This is a genomic window from Candidatus Desulfosporosinus nitrosoreducens, assembly GCF_030954495.1.
In the GTDB taxonomy this organism is placed as follows: domain Bacteria; phylum Bacillota; class Desulfitobacteriia; order Desulfitobacteriales; family Desulfitobacteriaceae; genus Desulfosporosinus; species Desulfosporosinus nitrosoreducens.
In genome coordinates this window covers 116107-133970 of sequence record NZ_JAVHUW010000043.1, presented here as the reverse complement: position 1 = coordinate 133970, position 17864 = coordinate 116107, and the positions used below count along the sequence as shown (strand labels likewise).

12 protein-coding genes are annotated in these 17864 nt (G+C 48.6%); 10 read left to right on the top strand and 2 right to left on the bottom strand.

Annotation, left to right across the window (positions count from 1 at the left end):
- Positions 1-561 precede the first annotated feature (561 nt).
- Complete coding sequence (gene ltrA / locus REC12_RS08490) at positions 562-1848, top strand: group II intron reverse transcriptase/maturase (RefSeq protein WP_374214188.1); 1287 nt, start codon at positions 562-564, stop codon at positions 1846-1848.
- A 529-nt stretch (positions 1849-2377) separates the two neighbouring features.
- On the opposite strand, the gene REC12_RS08485 is transcribed toward ltrA, so the two are convergent.
- Positions 2378-2683 carry a hypothetical protein gene (locus REC12_RS08485; protein ID WP_308893570.1) on the bottom strand — a complete coding sequence of 102 codons (306 nt, stop codon included), beginning with the start codon at positions 2681-2683 and terminating at the stop codon, positions 2378-2380.
- A 17-nt stretch (positions 2684-2700) separates the two neighbouring features.
- The gene (locus tag REC12_RS08480) at positions 2701-2886 is read right to left on the bottom strand and encodes a hypothetical protein (protein WP_308893568.1); all 186 of its coding nucleotides are present in this window, start codon (positions 2884-2886) and stop codon (positions 2701-2703) included.
- 759 nt (positions 2887-3645) lie between these two features.
- On the opposite strand from REC12_RS08480, the gene REC12_RS08475 reads away from it, so the two are divergent.
- The 9 genes from REC12_RS08475 (at position 3646) to REC12_RS08435 (ending at position 17854) form a co-directional block, all read left to right on the top strand.
- Complete coding sequence (locus REC12_RS08475; protein WP_308893566.1) at positions 3646-5421, top strand: oleate hydratase; 1776 nt, start codon at positions 3646-3648, stop codon at positions 5419-5421.
- Positions 5422-5600: 179 nt separating this feature from the next.
- The gene (locus tag REC12_RS08470; protein ID WP_308893564.1) at positions 5601-7298 is read left to right on the top strand and encodes a methyl-accepting chemotaxis protein; all 1698 of its coding nucleotides are present in this window, start codon (positions 5601-5603) and stop codon (positions 7296-7298) included.
- Between the two features lie 579 nt (positions 7299-7877).
- The gene (locus REC12_RS08465; RefSeq protein WP_308893562.1) at positions 7878-9524 is read left to right on the top strand and encodes a sensor domain-containing diguanylate cyclase; all 1647 of its coding nucleotides are present in this window, start codon (positions 7878-7880) and stop codon (positions 9522-9524) included.
- 332 nt (positions 9525-9856) lie between these two features.
- On the top strand, positions 9857-12433 hold the full coding sequence (locus tag REC12_RS08460; protein ID WP_308893560.1) for a molybdopterin-dependent oxidoreductase: 2577 nt from the start codon (positions 9857-9859) through the stop codon (positions 12431-12433).
- Positions 12434-12450: 17 nt separating this feature from the next.
- On the top strand, positions 12451-12993 hold the full coding sequence (locus REC12_RS08455; protein WP_308893557.1) for a DMSO/selenate family reductase complex B subunit: 543 nt from the start codon (positions 12451-12453) through the stop codon (positions 12991-12993).
- A 34-nt stretch (positions 12994-13027) separates the two neighbouring features.
- Positions 13028-13897 (top strand): dimethyl sulfoxide reductase anchor subunit family protein, encoded by an 870-nt coding sequence (locus REC12_RS08450; protein WP_308893554.1) that lies wholly within the window; start codon positions 13028-13030, stop codon positions 13895-13897.
- A 238-nt stretch (positions 13898-14135) separates the two neighbouring features.
- On the top strand, positions 14136-14300 hold the full coding sequence (locus tag REC12_RS08445; protein ID WP_308893552.1) for a hypothetical protein: 165 nt from the start codon (positions 14136-14138) through the stop codon (positions 14298-14300).
- A 74-nt stretch (positions 14301-14374) separates the two neighbouring features.
- On the top strand, positions 14375-15505 hold the full coding sequence (locus REC12_RS08440) for a zinc-dependent alcohol dehydrogenase (RefSeq protein WP_308893550.1): 1131 nt from the start codon (positions 14375-14377) through the stop codon (positions 15503-15505).
- 195 nt (positions 15506-15700) lie between these two features.
- Positions 15701-17854, top strand: coding sequence for a YhgE/Pip family protein (locus REC12_RS08435; protein WP_308893548.1), 2154 nt, complete (start codon positions 15701-15703; stop codon positions 17852-17854).
- Positions 17855-17864 lie beyond the last annotated feature (10 nt).

Genomic DNA, 17864 nt, shown 5'->3' with positions numbered 1-17864 from the left:
TTTGTGTGCCCGGCATGGGCGTTATCTCTAGGGTGAAAGTCCCGAATAGTGAAGGTAGCAGTAGCTATAGTTTAAGGTAAGGGTGTTCACCGTGAGGTGAAATCCGAAAGAAACCGGCGGCAAATCTCTGGCCCGAGGAATACGAATCTCATACAAGGCTTATTGCAATTGGACAAGTCTACAAACCAAGATAAAGTCCTTGCTACCGAAGATTGCAGTAAGTAGATGAGGCGGGTGGATGGAGAGAAAGATAACGTTCTTACCCGGGGAGATCTGCTGTAGACGAAGTGAACTTTGTAACCCAGGCCGAGAGGCTTGGCTGGTACAGCAGGAGTCAGCAGAAGGCATAGTAGCCTCCGGTAGCTAACGGAAGCGAAGGCCTGAACGCTAAGTGAGGGATGTAAATTGGCTAGCTCGAACTCAAAACGTAGACAGCAGAATACTTCGCAAGAAGCCTTCTTCCAACAGGATGTGGTGAATACACAAGGGGCTGGAAGCCAAGGGCCTAGTTTCGAGTCGGCGCGAACCAAGGAGACAACCCCGAACGAAGGAATCGGATTGTTGGAAAAGGTATTGGAGCGTGATAATATGCTCCAGGCTCTACACAAAGTTGAAAGAAACCAAGGTGCCCCAGGAATCGATGGCATGACGGTAAAAGACCTCCGGCAATATGTCATAGAAAACTGGGCCGTAACTAAGGAAGCAATTCTTAAGGGAACCTATAAACCTAGCCCAGTCCGACGGAAAGAGATATCCAAATCCGGAGGCGGAACTAGGAATTTAGGGATTCCCACGGTGTTAGACCGACTCGTCCAACAGGCAGTTACCCAAGTACTAACGCCCATCTTTGACCCGGACTTTTCCCAGTATAGCTATGGGTTTAGACCTAGCAAGAGGGGACACGATGCAGTGCGTCAGGCTAGAGAATACATCCAGCAGGGATATCGAGTAGTGATTGACACCGACTTAGAGAAGTTCTTTGATAGAGTAAACCATGATATTTTAATGAATAAAGTTGCTCGAAAAGTAAAAGACAAACGAATTCTCAAACTCATTCGAGCATACTTGGAATCAGGTGTTCTACTTAACGGGGTAGTAATGGTATCTGAAGAAGGAACAATGCAAGGCGGTCCGTTAAGTCCATTACTCGCGAATATTATGCTGGACGATTTTGATAAGGAGCTTACCCGTAGAGGGCACAAGTTCGTCCGCTATGCGGACGACTGTAACATCTACGTTAAGAGCTTCCGTGCTGGACAAAGAGTATTTGCAAGTGTCACAAAGTATATGGAAACAAAACTGAAGTTGAAAGTTAACCGAGACAAAAGTGCAGTAGATCGACCATGGAGACGTAAGTTTCTAGGGTTTAGCTTTTACACAGGAAAGCAAATTGGTATTCGGTTGGCACCCAAGACCATTGAGCGACTCAAGGACAAGATTCGGGAACATACACAGAGAAATAAACCAATCTCCATGGAGCAACGCATTAAGAAATTTTCTCAGTACTTAACAGGCTGGATGGGATATTACGCCCTTGCTGACGCTCGAAAGATACTGATGGAAATTGATCAATGGATACGCCACCGATTAAGAATGTGCGTGTGGAAGCAATGGAAGAAAGTAAAGACACGAATAAGACAGTTCAGGGCGCATGGAGCTCCGGAATGGATGGCCTTTGGTTATTCGAATACAAGAAAAGGCCCATGGGCAGCGTCTTTACTTCTTAATTCCATCTTAACGAAGGAATATTGGCAGAAGCTCGGATTAGTCAGCCTCATGGACCGATATCTAGAAGTTCGTAACACTTGGCGAACCGCCGTATACCGAACGGTACGTACGGTGGTGTAAGAGGACGGCGGGGAAACCCCGCCTCCTACTTAATCTTCATTTTGAAAGAGGACTAATAATAAGCAAAATTAACTTGCAATCTTTTCACTGGCAGCTATTATAGCCTGTACCCGGATAATTAGCGGGTATGGAATATGTTTGCGATCGTATGCGCCCATAAGTCTGACTATAGCAGTGCTGCCGGGGAAAGAAAAGCTGCCCCTGAACAAACTACGCAGGACTGAGAGGTCGTCAGTTCTTGATGAACCACAAAAAATCAAGAGTTTGGGTCTCAGGGTATCTGGGGATCAAGTCGGGCAGTATGAAAGCTAACCTGGGAAGACTCGCTGTCTTTCATATAATTCTCTTATTCCGTGGACGAGCAAGAGTGCAAAGGCAAAAATGGCAAATGAAATAATAATGCCAAAGGGAGGGACTGGCAAAGCGTTGGTTCGAGTATTCGGAAGGCCGTGAAGATCATATAGTGGCACCGGAATTTCCTCTTCTCCTTAAACTAGTTTGACCTTGAGCATTACGAAATTCGGCGAGTCTATTTTTTGGCTTGCGAGCCAACCGCCCGCAGCGCTAAAACAACAATACGAGTAAAATAAGTTCCAAGCGCAAGAAAGAACCCTAAGAAATTTAAGGCAACAGGTATTCTAATGGAAATAAACTTTATCATAACATAGATATCCGCATTGGCCTCCAGGGCCTGCTGAATTAAGATATCCACTTCATTAGTTGTCCGGAACTTAAGACAAATTCGCGTATGGTCATCTACCACAGGAAACAAAATGAGAATCCCGTCGGACAATGCATATACAGGGTCCACTCTGCTGGATTGTCCGCTGAGCATACTGTTTAAATCCCCCTTTATTTCGGAGTATCTTCAGGAGCGACAAGATTGCCTGTTAAATAGAAATACGTGTCAAAAATTATAACAAAGGCAACTGCAAGGAAGAAAGTCACAGGATAGAGAAACCCTTCGTAGGGCCCAGGGTGTTGGATTGAGCCTCCGAAGTTATAGGGTGATGTTTCATAATTTCCGTTGTAATTCATCGAAAGTACCTCTCCGGGGTGAGCGGAGTCTGCTGATGACAAAATGTTAATTGGAGCATGATCTTACCAATTAAGAACGAGAAAACAAGCGAAACCCCAAGCCAAGCAAGCCAGTAGATTTGCACAATAGAGAATGGTCCATAACCGGCTCCGTGATTGTTTTGGGGGGGTCGATTAGAATTAAGGAGATTATAATTGCTGTAAGACATCCCACACCCCTCCATAATTCAGCATATTCATGATTGCCCCGGTTGTTACATAATTTTCCTTTACGCAGATATCTAAGCCTGAGATTTCTATTGATTTGATCAGCAGCCGGTTTCAATGGGCCCAGACCTAAAATAAAAAAGCCAAGGCAGTTCTCCGGAAGAAAGTTGGGCAATAGGATTTTTCTATGTGAACCTGCTAATGTTCCTGAATTGTGACAGGCTAAAATTAGCCTGTTTATAGGGCCCCATGATATACTGTAGCCGACGCGAAAAATACGAGACAGGGCAGGGGAAGGATTCTTGCAGATTTTGCGGGCGGTTTTGGCAGATCACAAACCGGCTCAGCAGCCTGATTGAGGGAGACATTGCCAGGGCGCTGAATAAATACCGCATCGATAGAGCAAATTCTCCGCTCTGCTAAAATCTTTACATTTTGAAGACCATGCTAAACGTTTTATCATGGTCTTTTTATTGATTATAGTAATTTTGGCGTTAAAAGCTAAACTTAAACATACAGAAAGTCTAAACCATAATATAGGGAGGTAAGTGCATGTATTATTCGAGTGGAAACTATGAAGCTTTTGCGCGGCCCGAAAAACCCGAAGACGTTGACCGCAAAGCTGCTTATATTGTCGGTTCCGGTCTGGCCGCTCTCGCGGCGGCGTGCTTCCTGGTCCGCGATGGCCAAATGAACGGCAAAAGCGTGCATATTCTGGAGAAAGATCCGATCCCCGGCGGCGCTTGTGACGGCTACCATTATGATAACGTCGGCTATGTAATGCGCGGCGGCCGTGAGATGGACAACCACTTTGAATGCATGTGGGATCTGTTCCGCTCTATCCCCTCCATAGACACCGACGGTGTCAGCGTGCTTGATGAATATTATTGGCTCAACAAGCGCGATCCGAATTACTCTTTGATGCGCGCCACAGTCAACCGGGGCGAAGATGCCCATACCGACGGCAAATTTGGCCTTTCCGACAAGGGTGCCCTGGAGATCATGAAGCTCTTTTTTATTCCGGACGAGGACCTGTATGATAAGCGAATCCAGGAGATCTTTGACGATGAGGTCCTGAATTCGAATTTCTGGCTGTACTGGCGCACCATGTTCGCTTTTGAGAACTGGCACAGCGCCCTGGAGATGAAACTTTACCTTAAACGCTTCATCCATCATGTCGGCGGCCTGCCGAATTTTCAAGCGCTCCGCTTTACAAAATACAATCAGTATGAGTCCATGATCCTGCCGCTGGTCAAATACCTGGAGTCCCGCGATGTTCAGTTCCATTTTGGCACCAAAGTCATAAATGTGGAATTCGATATTCAGAAAGATAAAAAAACGGCCAAATGCCTTACAGTTATCCGGGATGGCCATGAGGAAAAAATCGCCCTTAGCGAAAACGAGCTGGTATTTATCACAAACGGAGGCTGTGTTGAAAATTCATCGCTCGGTGATCAAAATCAGCCTGCGCCGTTCAACCCGGAAATTAAGGAAGGCGGCGGCTGGGATATGTGGCGCAAAATCGCGGCGCAAGACCCCTCTTTCGGTCAACCGGATAAATTCTGCTCTGATCCGGAACAGAGTAACTGGATGTCCGCGACTGTGACAACGCTGGATGACCGCATTCCTCCGTTTATCCGGAAAATCTGCCAGCGTGATCCCTTCAGCGGCAAAGTGGTTACCGGAGGCATCGTTACTGTTAAAGATTCCAACTGGCTGCTCAGTTGGACATTCAACCGCCAGCCGCAGTTCCGCGGCCAGCCGCAGAACCAGCTGGTGGGATGGATTTACGGATTGTTCAGCGACAAACCCGGCAATTACGTGAAAAAAACCATGCGCGAGTGCACTGGCAAGGAGATTTGCATGGAATGGCTATACCATATGGGAGTACCGGAAAATGAAATCGGGACTATGGCGGAAAACAGTGCCAACACAGTGCCCTGCATGATGCCTTATATCACCGCCTTCTTTATGCCCCGCAGCGCGGGAGACCGGCCCGACGTCGTGCCCCGGGGCAGCGTGAACTTCGCCTTCCTCGGACAGTTTGCCGAAACGGTGCGGGATACCATATTTACGACGGAATATTCCATCCGTACCGGTATGGAAGCTGTCTATACCCTGCTGAATATTGATCGCGGCGTGCCGGAAGTCTGGGGCAGCAGCTATGATATCCGTGATTTGCTGACGGCGACCGTCCAGCTGCGCGATGGCAGGAAAATTACGGATATGGACCAGAGCTTGCTTGAGAAATTAGCGCTTAAAGTAATCCTCAAAAAAACCGAGGACACCGATATCGCAAAGCTATTGAAGGAATTTCATCTGATTTGATCTTAGGAATAGAGAGGAAGCCGTTAATGGATTAGACAGCTTCCTCTTTTGGTGGTTTGTATTGGTATTAAAGCTTTAACCTTAAACCTTAATATAATCTTAATAATTCCGGAAAGGGTTTCTCAGGTTAGGGGAGAATTTGATGAAAATAGATAAAATTTAGAATCGAGGGTTCGCAAATGAAAGTACGTACAAAACTGATGAGTTCTACAATTTTAATCATTATAATCTTTGTGATAGGAAACACTTTCTCCATCATAAAAATCAATCAAATGAGACGAGATGCTCAGGAGGCCAATAATATAAGCACTCCCGCACTGATAGATTTGGGCAACTTAAATGGAGATTTCTCTGATATACCCAGATTGGTAGAGTATATGGTAGTTGAAACTGACCTTAGTAAAATTCCCAATATTGAAAAGGATCTCAATACTGCCCTGGCAGATATGGAGACAAATCAAAAAAACTATCAGGCTTTAATTCATAGCCCTGAAGAAAGCCAGACTTACCAGAGCTTCACTAATAATTTGGCTCAGTATTTAAAACAATTGCCATCAATCGAAGCCGACGCTAAAGTTAATAATAATGAGGCGGCCAGAATTAAAGTTGAAGCCAGTTATGATGTTTGGAATAAAGCAAATAGTTCTTTGGATGAATTGGTTACATTAAGTAAACATGATGCCGATGCTATTGCTGCGGAAAGCCTGACTGCTTCCGTGCAATCCATGTATGCCAGTATTTTTCTGTCAGTGCTTGCCACTTTTATAGGAATAATTATCGTGATAGTTATTACAACAACAATTTCTAAATCACTGAGCTTATTGAGAAAAGAACTGGAGATACTCGCAGAAAAAGGCGGGGATTTGACTCAAGTGATCCCTATTACTACAAATGACGAATTAGGTGATCTGGCGCGGACAACGAACAAATTTCTGGCTAACCTGAGAGTTATTATGGCGAAAGTCATGGCTAGTGCCCGTCAAGTATCGCTATCGTCGGAACAATTAACCGCGGGCGCCGAACAATCTGCTTTAGCTACAACCCAGGTTGCGACCGCCATGACAAGCGTGGCCAAGGGTGCAGAGGATCAGGTGGGTTCTGTTGATGAAACATCGATTGCCGTAGAGCAGATTTCAAGCGGAATTAAACAAGTAGCATTTAACGCTGACAGTGTAACTAACTTAGCCGATCAGACAAAAATTGCAACAGGAAATGGTCAAAGAGCCGTGGCAAAGACTATAGCTCAAATGCGGGATATTAATGAGGCAACGAATAAGACTCAGGCAACCATAAGTAGACTCGCTGAAAGCTCTAATCAAATTGGGGAAATTGTCAACATTATGTCGGGCATAGCTGAACAAACCAATTTACTGGCCTTGAATGCTGCTATCGAGGCTGCACGGGCGGGCGAACAAGGGCGAGGTTTTGCCGTGGTGGCGGAAGAGGTGCGAAAGCTCGCCGAACAGTCGCAGGGAGCGGCTAAAGAAATCACTGCATTGATAGAACAGAACCAGGTAAATATTACGAATGCTGTGACGTCGATGAATGCAGGCGTGAGTAGTGTTAAAGCAGGTATAGATGTAGTAAAAACTGCCGACGAAGCCTTTGCGGAAATATCAGAAAGTGTAAACCGTGTCTCAGATGAGATTCAGGAAATCTCTGGAGGCATAAATCAAATGGCAGAGGCAAGCCGCAGTATTGTATCCTCTATGGAAGGAATAGCTCAAATTAGCAAAGCCACTGCATCCCAAATGGAAACAGTATCCGCATCAACAGAGGAGCAGTCGGCTGTTTCCCAGGAGATAGCCGCGTCGAGCCAAAGTATATCCAAAATGGCCGAAGAGCTTCAGGTCGTTGTCGGAAAATTTAAAGTGTAATTCAAGCAAGCAGGTATTCATCTCAAGTATTTCAAGGAAGAACGGATTGCGTTCTGTCTGTTCATAAAACCAGAGGGCACGAATCCAAGCCAGAGGAGGGGATTCGTGCCCTCTGGTTTTACCTATGAATTTCGGTAGCTTTAGCTATAATGTTCACATTAATCTTAAAAGATACTTTACCGGGCGGTGGCCTGCCCATTCGGCCACAGATGGATAAAATTGTTAAAGCGAAGAATTTCCTTGAAAAATGAAGGAAATTTCCGGGAGCTTAAGATAAACTCCTTCCAGTGCCGGCAGAATAACAGGATAATTTGCCGCAAGGACGGTGAGCCCGTTTTCCTATTTGACTTTGATAAGTTATGATTTTTTAGGCAAGGGAAATAAAACTGCCTAAAAAATAGTGGTGTACCCTGCCGGCAATTACAGATAATTGTGGGCTTTTTGTTTTCACTGGAATTTCTCTGTCCAAAAGTCAGTTTAGCGGCGCGCTGCCGGCCCATCCTTCACAGTCATTCAAGAGCGGCTGGACAATGAGAGTGCGCTGCAACAATACAAATTTTAGTCAGGGAAGGAAACAGTATGGAAGAACTGAAACCTCAGCGAATTATTGTCCTGTATTTCGCGGTTATTTTGACCGGCCTGCTTGTCAATATTGTTTCTTTCTACGCCGTTTCCCGGATTAACCAGCCTGCTTTGCCAATTTATCCCGCAAGCTTTTCCGACGGCCAGCATAACCTCAGCTACCGGCTGCTGGGACCGTCTGAGCCTGAGACGGCGTCTTTCCGGGCTTCTATCGCCGCGGCGGATTTAAAAAAGACAGGAAGCGGCGATTACGCTCTGTTGATTTATCAGTTAAACTGCCAGGCTTATCGTCTTTATTTCAACCAGACTCTTTTAGGCTCCGCCGGCGATATGGAAACGGCGCGCAGTAATATCTGGAATATGCTGAATTGTTTTTACATTGATCATAGCCTTGTGCGGCAGGACAACGAGCTGCGGATAGAAACCAAAAGCATCTATGACAGCGGCTTATCTTCCCTGCCGGTATTTATCGTCCCTCTTCACGCTCTTCCCGATTATCTTGGGGCGGCCAGGTTTTTTAGCGAGGGGATTAATTTAGTCAGTATCGGGCTTACTCTTTTTGGCGCTCTGATGATCTTTATGCTGTATTTATTAGCGTCTCCGAAAAACACCGCTTTCCTCTACTTCTCCGGCGCCTTGTTTTTTATGACCATCTATACTCTGGACTATATACCCTTTTCCCATGTGCCGGTTGCCTATCTGACCTATAAAAAAATGATGATCCTGGCGCTTTACCTGGCAATTGCCCTGGGCTCGCTGGGAATCTACCGGTTTTTTCACACCAGGACTGATAAGATCATCGCCCTGGCAACTCTGGTCGGCATTATCGCCCTTGAGATTGCGGCCGGGGACATGGCCACTTTTGAACATATCTGCAATTATTATAACCTTATGATCGTCCTGAATATCCTGAGCTGGCTGTTTACCGCCGCCAGACACTGCAAAGAGCGGGCGGAGGCCCGTCTGTTTTTTAGCGGGGCCGTTTTTGCCGTCCTGCTGACAGCCGCAAATGGTTACATCAGCCTGAACCGTCATAGTTTCAAGTTAAGCACGCCTTTTAGCTATGCTCTTCTTTTTTCAACAATCACGATTATTCTTTTCTTCAGTGAGCATCTGAACCGGCAAAAACAGCTGCAAATTGTTGACATGGAAAAAGCCAAAACATACAATGCCTCCATCAGGGACGGTATGACGGGCTTATACAATCACGCTTACATGGTCAGCGTCATGTCTCAGATCGCTCATCCTTATGCCGTGGTCATGGCCGATATCGATAATCTCAAGGAGATCAACGATTCTTTCGGGCACCGCTGCGGCGATGCGGTGATTTGCCATGTTGCCGACTGTTTGAAGCGGCACGTCCGCAGCAGCGATTTGGTCTTCAGGTACGGAGGGGACGAATTTTTTCTGATTCTCTTGGCCTGCGACGCTGAAAGGGCCAAAGAAGTTATGGCCAAAATCGAACACTGTCTGAAAACAAATGGTCTCAGACTAAACGGGGAAGCGTTTCCGATTACTTTATCCGGCGGAATATATGCCGTGGAAAGAGAAGAAGAGACGGAAAGTATTTTCAACAAAGTGGATACGGCGCTCTATAGGGCGAAAAGCAAAGGGAAAAACGACATTGGCATTTATGAGCTTTAAATCGTTTGGGAAGGATTCCCCAGCCGTTTTTCTCCGCTCCCAAAAAGCCGGCCAGGTATAGGCTTATCCTGGTCGGCTTTTTTCTTGGGGAAATGCAGTTTCGTCTTGCCTTGAGGCCGTTTTCTTTTTAGGTGTTTGGCAAGTTCTGGTTATTTGTGGCTAACCCACAAAAAAAAGACCCGTTTTTTGTAACTCTCAGTTAATAAAATTTTGTAATAATAAACACAAAAGGAAGTTGTGTTCCAAGGGTAGCTCGTTGGAGACCCGGAAGCACTTGAAGAGTTGTCAGATTTCAGAACATAACGTCTTAAATTATCTGGAGGTGAATAACTATGGCAAATTTAATTGAGAAAGCGAAAAATTACACAATGAACAGAAGGTCGTTCCTGGGATTAACGGCAACCGCTGTGGCGGGAGGCGCTGCGGCGCTTACACTTCCAGGCTGCGGGCTGACAAAAGTCGCCGCACCGAATAATAGTTTAACCACTAAAGAAGGCAAATGGGTTACGGTAGCCTGTTGGCATAACTGCGGCGGACGTTGTCTGAATAAGGCCTACGTCGTGGACGGAGTTGTCCTCCGGCAGAAAACGGATGATACGCATTCCGACAGCCCGGATTACCCGCAGCAGCGCGGCTGTCTGCGCGGACGTTCCCAGCGCAAGCAGGTTTTTGCCGTTGACCGCATCAAATATCCCATGAAGCGTAAAAACTGGGCCCCGGGCGGCGGCCGGAAGGAATTGCGCGGTCAGGACGAGTGGGTGCGAATTTCCTGGGACGAAGCCTTAAGCATCGTGACCAGCGAAATGAAACGAATCCGGGGAAAATACGGCAACAATTCCCTCCTCGTGACCGGCGGTCCGGAAATCTCCAGCATCATGTCTTTGGCCGGCGGATTTACGAACCACTGGGGTACGACCTCCTGGGGCACCTGGCGCTATGGCCCGGCCAAGTTCGGGATGGAGGAAGGCTTCTTTGAAACCAGCATCAACGACCGTTTGGATCTGCGCAACTCTCAGCTCATTGTCCTCTGGGGAGCCAATCCGGCCTGGAGTGCGATGGGAAGCCCGACCTACAATTATTGGCAGGCGAAAAATGCCGGCGCTAAGTTCATCATCGTGGACCCCATCTACACGGATACGGCGGAAACCTTAGGTGATGAATGGATTCCAATTCGGCCGGCAACCGACCATGCCATGTTTTTAGGCATGGCCCATACGCTCTTAAAGGAAGACGCTCCCTCAACAAATCCTTTAATTGACTGGGATTTCCTCCACCGCTGTACGGTTGGCTTCGATGCCGACCATATGCCGCAGGGGGCCGATTCCAAGGAAAATCTTAAGGATTACATTCTGGGAACTTATGACAGTATTCCCAAAACGGCGGAATGGGCTTCCGAAATTTGCGGAGTCGACCCGGAACGCATTAAGAGTCTGGCCCGCGAGATTGCCCAAACGAAGCGCGTCGCTCTGTTTACCGGCTGGGCTCCGGCGCGGACACATAATACCGATTCCTGGCCGCAAATGTTTATGGCCTTCGGCGCTATGACCGGGCACATGGGGGAATCCGGCCGCATGACCGGAGTCAGCTGCCACTACAACAGCGGCAACGGCGGACCCGTTTTGGTCACCCCCGGCCCTTCCGGGCTGCCGGCCGTTAAGAATCCGGTACAGGACACGCTTAACGATGCCGAGATGTGGGAGGCCATTGTCAAGGGCAAATTTACCGCCGGCTATCAAAAGGTCAAGGACATCAATATTCAAATGATTTACCACGGCTATAATGCCGTTTTACAAACACGGGAAGCCATGACGACAGGGATCGAAGCCCATCGCAAAGTTGAATTTGTCGTCAGTGTCGGACATTTTCTGACGACGAATGCCACCTATTCCGATCTCGTTCTGCCGGCAACCACGGAATGGGAAAAAGAAGGAGGCTTTTTGACCGGAAACCGGGAAATCCTTATTTTCTATACCAAGGCCACCGAACCGCTGCACGAAGCGAAAGACGATGTCTGGATCGCCACGGAAATCGGGAAACGTCTCGGCGTTGATACGGCCAAAGCCTTTCCCTTCGGCCTCAAGCAGCAGCTTTTCAATCAACTGGCCGGCGCCAAAGTGATGAAAGAAGACGGTTCCGGGATGGAACCTCTGGTCAGCATCACAGCGAGTGACATCGCCGCTTGGGGAGTGCAGGGCAAACCCCAGCAGGGAAGAATTACGCTGCAGGAGTTTCAGGACAAAGGAATCTATCAGGTGCCCCGTCAGGTCGGTGATAAACTGGGCTCTATCGCTTATGAAGATTTCCGCAAAGACCCCGCCGCGCATCCGCTCAAAACGGCCAGCGGCAAATTGGAGATCCATTGTCAGGCTTTGGCCGATTTAATCCATGGCAACGGCTGGACGGAGATTAAACCCATCCCGAGCTACAATAAAGTGACGGAAGGGTATGAAGATACCTTTAAAGATTGGCAAGGCAAGGTCAAAGGGGATTACCCCCTGCAAGTGATCTTTCCTCACTACCTGCGCCGCTCACATTCCATTTTTGACAATGTCCGCTGGCTGCGGGAAGCCTGGCCGAACCCGGTTTATCTCAGCAGTAAGGATGCCCAGGAACGCGGTCTTAAAAGCGGTGATACCGTTTTAATCACCAGCCGTTACGGAAAAACCCTGCGGATCGCTCAAGTGAGCGAACGGCTGCTGCCCGGAGTCGTTGCTTTGCCTCACGGCGCCTGGGTGGAAATGGACGAGAAGGCCGGCGTGGATAAAGCGGGGGCGGATAATATCCTCACTGGTCCTGTCGCCACCGGACAAGGGACTTCCGGTTGGAATTCCTGCATCGTCCAAGTTGAAAAATGGACGGGTACCGCGCTGACAGCGGATGTTACCTGGAAGCAACGGATTATTTTCTAAAGGAAGGAGTGTTTAGCATGACTCAACTAGGTTTTCATATCGACATGGGCAAATGTATTGGCTGTAAAACTTGCCAAATCGCCTGCAAAGATAAAAACGATCTTCATATTGGCGCTCTTTTTCGCCGTGTTTACGATCTGGAAAGCGGCAAGTTTCCCAAGCCGCGTCTCAGTCATATTTCGCTCGGCTGCAATCACTGCGCGCAGCCGAATTGTGTCCGGAATTGTCCGACAGGCGCCATGTATAAACGCGCGGAAGACGGTTTAGTTCTCCATGACAATGCTAAATGCATCGGCTGCCGTCTTTGCGTCTGGTCCTGTCCTTATGGCGCGCCGCAATATATTGAGGCGGAAGGAAAGGTCGGGAAGTGTACATTCTGTGACGATCTCCTGGCCAAAGGAGAAAATCCGGCCTGTGTTGACGCCTGTATCATGCGGGCGATCGACTACGGTGATATGGCCGAGTTGCGCCGCAAATACGGGGATACTCCTTCGGCCCAGGGAATGCCTGATCCCAATATTACCCATCCGAGCCTGACGATCACACTTAAGAAGAAATAACAACGCAGAGTACTGTGAAGGAGGTAGAGACTCAATGTTCAGTGAAGAATGGCCTTTAATGATGTTTACCCTGGTCAGCCAATTGGCGATCGGCAGCTTTTTTCTGCTCATGCTGACGCGGACGCTCTTAGAGCGCGACAACCCGCAACTCGCCCATGAAGTGACCCAGCGCGGGATTTTTTGGGTCGGGCCCGTCATGGTTTTAGCTTTAATTCTTTCCCTTTTCCATTTGGGGACACCCTTAGGCGCCTACCGCTCAATCCTGAACTTAGGTTCATCCTGGTTGAGCCGTGAAATATTAACGGCCGGCGGTTTCTTTATCCTGTGGTTTCTCTATTGCTATTTTTACCGCAAAGTAGGGACGGGGAAGGCGCTCGGCTGGCTGACCGCCGTTGTCGGCTTAGCGGCCATCTTCAGCATGGCCAGCATTTATGATCATTCCATCCGTCCCGCTTGGGCGAACGTCAACACCTTCATCGCTTTCTACGGTGCAACCTTAGCTTTAGGAAGCGCCGGCGCCGGATTGAGCGTCGTCGGCAAAATCAATCAGGAGAATTCCTCCAAATGCTTGCCCGCGCTGCAAAAAACCGCCCTTTTGGGACTTTTAGGCGTGCTCCTGCCTTTGCTTTATTTCCCTGTCTTTGTCAGCGGCCTGGGGCAAGCCGGAGCCGCCGGCTCATCTTCAGCCGCTCTCCTGACAGGATATATCCCTCTGCTCATCCTACGTTGGCTTCTTTCCTGCGCGGGCGCAGCCTTGCTCCTTTTGGCCTTTTACCGCAAAGCTAAAAGTTCGCTGCCTGCGAACTGGCTTTACCTCGTCTTTGTCTTGCTTCTACTGGGAGAGTTTCTCGGCCGCTATGCCTTTTACGGTTCGGCCGTATCCATAACGGTCGGACTGTCTTAGACAAAGACCCATGGCCGTCAGGGCGGTCATAAAGTAGATTTATGTCCGGTCAGTGAGATCACAAAGCAGATTAGAAGACTGAAAGAAATCTCTCGGAACAAAACTCCGGGGCGTGCCGCCACAGGTTAATTCGAAAACATAGGCGGCACGCCCTTTTTTGTGTCCGGGAGGGCCCCAAAAACAGCCAGGAGCCTTATCTCCCGACATATCAAAAATGTTTTTCTGGAAAAAGAAGTAGATGGAAAAAGCAGCAGATAAAAAAAGCAGTGTGCATTTTTGGCACTTTGCTTTTTCGGATAAACCAGTAGCTTTTTACAATCTGAAGGCAATTATTTTCGTCGGTTACAGGGTAAAATCCGTAAGCGCGCGTGCCCGCAGAGGGGACGTTTTTTTATTTTGCTAAAGCAGCCAGGCATGAATTCGCCAAAAGGAGGGAAAATACCCTCAGGAATAGGTAGAAATAAAGGAACTGAGGCAATGAAAGCGATCACATTTCAAGGTGTCAACAACGTCGAGGTCAGGAATGTCCCCGACCCCCGAATTGAAAAAAGCGATGACGTCATCCTTAAAGTTACTTCAACCACCATTTGCGGCTCGGATCTGCACCTCCTTCGCGGGCGGATTCCCAAGATGCCCAAGGGGTTTATTATCGGCCACGAAGCCATGGGGGTTGTAGAGGAGCTGGGCAAAGATGTGTCCGGCCTGAAGAAAGGGGACCGGGTGGTTGTCCCTTTCCCCGTGGCTTGCGGACACTGCTGGTATTGCGAACACGAACTCTGGAGCCAGTGCGATAATTCCAATGAGCATGGAGAAATAGGCGGCATCTTTGGCTACAGCGAATTGATGGGCGGCTATGACGGCGGCCAGGCCGAGTATCTGCGCGTCCCCTACGCCAACGTAGGTCCGAGAAAGGTTCCCGCAGACCTTAGCGACGAAGAGCTGCTCTTTCTGACGGATATTTTGCCAACCTCTTATTGGGGAGCGGAAAACGGCGGGGTTAAAAAGGGCGATACTGTCGTGGTTCTGGGCTGCGGGCCTGTGGGGCTGCTGGCTCAGAAATGGGCCGCCTACATGGGGGCGGGCAGAGTGATCGCCGTCGACAAGATTAACTACAGGCTGAGACACGCCAAGAAGTTCAATCAGGTCGAGGTCTTGAACTTTGACGATTATGATAATACCGGCGAATATATTAAAGAAATAACCCGGGGCGGCGCCGATGTTGTGATCGATTGTGTCGGGATGGACGGGGAAATGTCCGCGGTGGAAACCCTGGAAACCCTCCTCAAAATTCAGGGAGGTTCCAAGTCGGCCATCGAGATTGCTTCCCAGGCGGTCCGCAAAGGCGGTACGGTATCCGTCGTCGGCGTTTATGGCGCGAGATACAACAATTTCCCCTTCGGAGACTTCTTTTCCCGCAATATCACCTTAAAAATGGGGCAGTGCCCCGCCCACTCCTATATCGACCGGATTTTGCCTTTAATAAAAACTAAAGAGATTGACGCGACGGATATTATTACCCACACCCTGTCGCTGAGCGAGGGAAAGAAAGCTTATGAATTGTTTGACCAGAGACTGGATGACTGCATTAAAGTTATTCTCAAACCCTGAGCTCCGGAGGAAAAAGCGCAGCCCGGGAGTTGTTGAGCGGGAATTATTCTTTGGAACCAGCTGATTGTTATTCCCCGCAGCGTAATGAAGATATATTTCAGGTCATATTCCGGGCCATATTGGGATAAGGCCGTGAATTAAACGCGGCTGATATTTTTAGGCCGGGGTGAAGAGAGCTAAATAGGAGCAGGAACCTTGAAAAATGTTATCGCTATTTATCAAAGAGATCTGAAAAGCATCGGCAGAAACCCGGTTGCCCTCCTTATTATTGGCGGCCTGTGCCTCCTGCCTTCTTTATACGCCTGGATCAATATTTTTGCCTGCTGGGACCCTTACGGCAACACCAGCACCATTCCGGTGGCCGTGGTCAATCAGGATCAAGGCACAGTTTACCTCGGCAAAGCAATTAATATGGGCAACTCGATTGTAGAAAAGCTAAAAACCAACAAACAGATTGGCTGGAAGTTTGTCGCTGAGCGGGAAGCCGATTTGGGAGTTGTGGACGGTACCTATTTTGCGGTAATCGTGATTCCCGGCGATTTTTCGGCGGGTTTTGCCGGTGTCTTAAGCAACAGCACCAAGAAGCCGGAGATTATTTACAAAGTGGATACCAAGGACAATCCTGTGGCCACGAAAATTACAGAGACGGCTAAAAATTCCCTGGTGGACCAGATCGCCTCCAGTTTTATCGCCGCAGTCAATGAAACCCTCTTTGTGGAGTTTAATAAAGTCGGTCAGAATGCCGCGGCGAATAAGGACAAACTCCTGGCCTGGAAAGACGAGATCATCCAGGTCAATCGCGCTATGGATCTGATTCTCAGCGTCCTGCAAGATATCAACGGCCGGTCCGCGAACTTAAGCTCCTTGCTCCTGGAATTGCAGGCCACCATGCCGGGTGTGGAAAATCAGTTAAGCACCGCCGGCCAGGTCAATGAAAATACCGGCGATCTGCTGAAGACGACACAGCAAACCCTCAACCAGTCCTTGACGAACATCGGGACCAATTTAAATACTGCCCAAGCCTCAGTCCTAAGAGTTCAAGCTTTATTAAGCGCCATAAATTCCTCACTCACTCCGGCTGCCCAAGTCAATTCCAATCTGGATCAGGTCAAAATGATCCTTAACGCTCTTAACGACCAGCTCGGCATCAATATTAAATACTTGCAGCAGTTGAACAATTCCTGGCCTAACGCCCAGGTTGCCAAGCTGATAGCGTCGTTGCAAAGCATACAAAGTTCTCTGGCGGATGAAGTGAGTAAAATCGCTGCTTTGCAAAAGCAGCTGGACAGCGCGCAGACGGTTAACCAGACTCTCTTGGAGCAGATCAACAATGCCGCGGCCAATCTGAACCTGCAGATTGTCAATGCCGCAAAGCTCTATAACAGCAGCGCCAGAAATAGTTTGAACGGGATTGGCAACAGTTTAAGCACAGCCATCAAGGATGGGGCGGATCTCATTTCCGCGTCCCAGGGCCTGCAAAATCAAATCTCCGGTTTGATGTCCACCGCGCTGGCAGGCAGCCGGCTGTCAGCCCAGGTGTCCGGCGATTTAAGGAACCGGCTGTTGGAATATAAGGACATTATCGCCAGGCTGAGCGCTCAGCTTCAGATGATCAGCAATAATGACCTGGCGCAAATTATCACCGTACTCCAGAGCAATCCTGAATTGATGGGGAGTTACATGTCCTCACCCTTTAATTTGCTTGAGGAGCCCATATACGTGGTTCCCAACTACGGCTCGGCCATGGCTCCGGTTTATTCCGTGCTGGCCCTTTGGGTGGGAACCCTTATTCTGACATCCCTGCTCAAGACGGAGGTGCCCGGGTTTAAGGGCAGCGCAAACTATACCCTGCGCGAGAGACATTTCGGCAAGATGTTAACCTTTATCACCCTGGCGCTGATCCAGGGACTGATTGTTGTGCTGGGGGATAAATTGCTGCTGGGGGTTTATGCTGTGAATACCCCCTTGCTGTTTGCCGCCGCTTTGCTTTCCTCTTTAACTTTCGCTGTTATTACCTATACCTTGGTTTCCCTCTTAGGCAATTTCGGCAAGGCCCTGGCCATCATTTACATGATCATGCAGCTGGCGGGAAGCGGCGGAACTTATCCTATAGAAGTTGATCCCCTGATTTTGCGCCTACTGCAGCCAACCTTTCCCTTTACTTATGCTATTTCCGCTATGCGGGAGGCCATTGCCGGACCGCTGATCAGCAAAGTTCTCTTAGACTTTAGTATGCTGTTGTTCTTGGCGGCAGTGTTTGTCTTAGCCGGCTATTTCCTGAAAAAACCCCTCTATGAGCGCGTGCATAGGTTCGAAACCAATTTCGAGCTATCGGGACTCGGAGAATAAGCAACTCTTT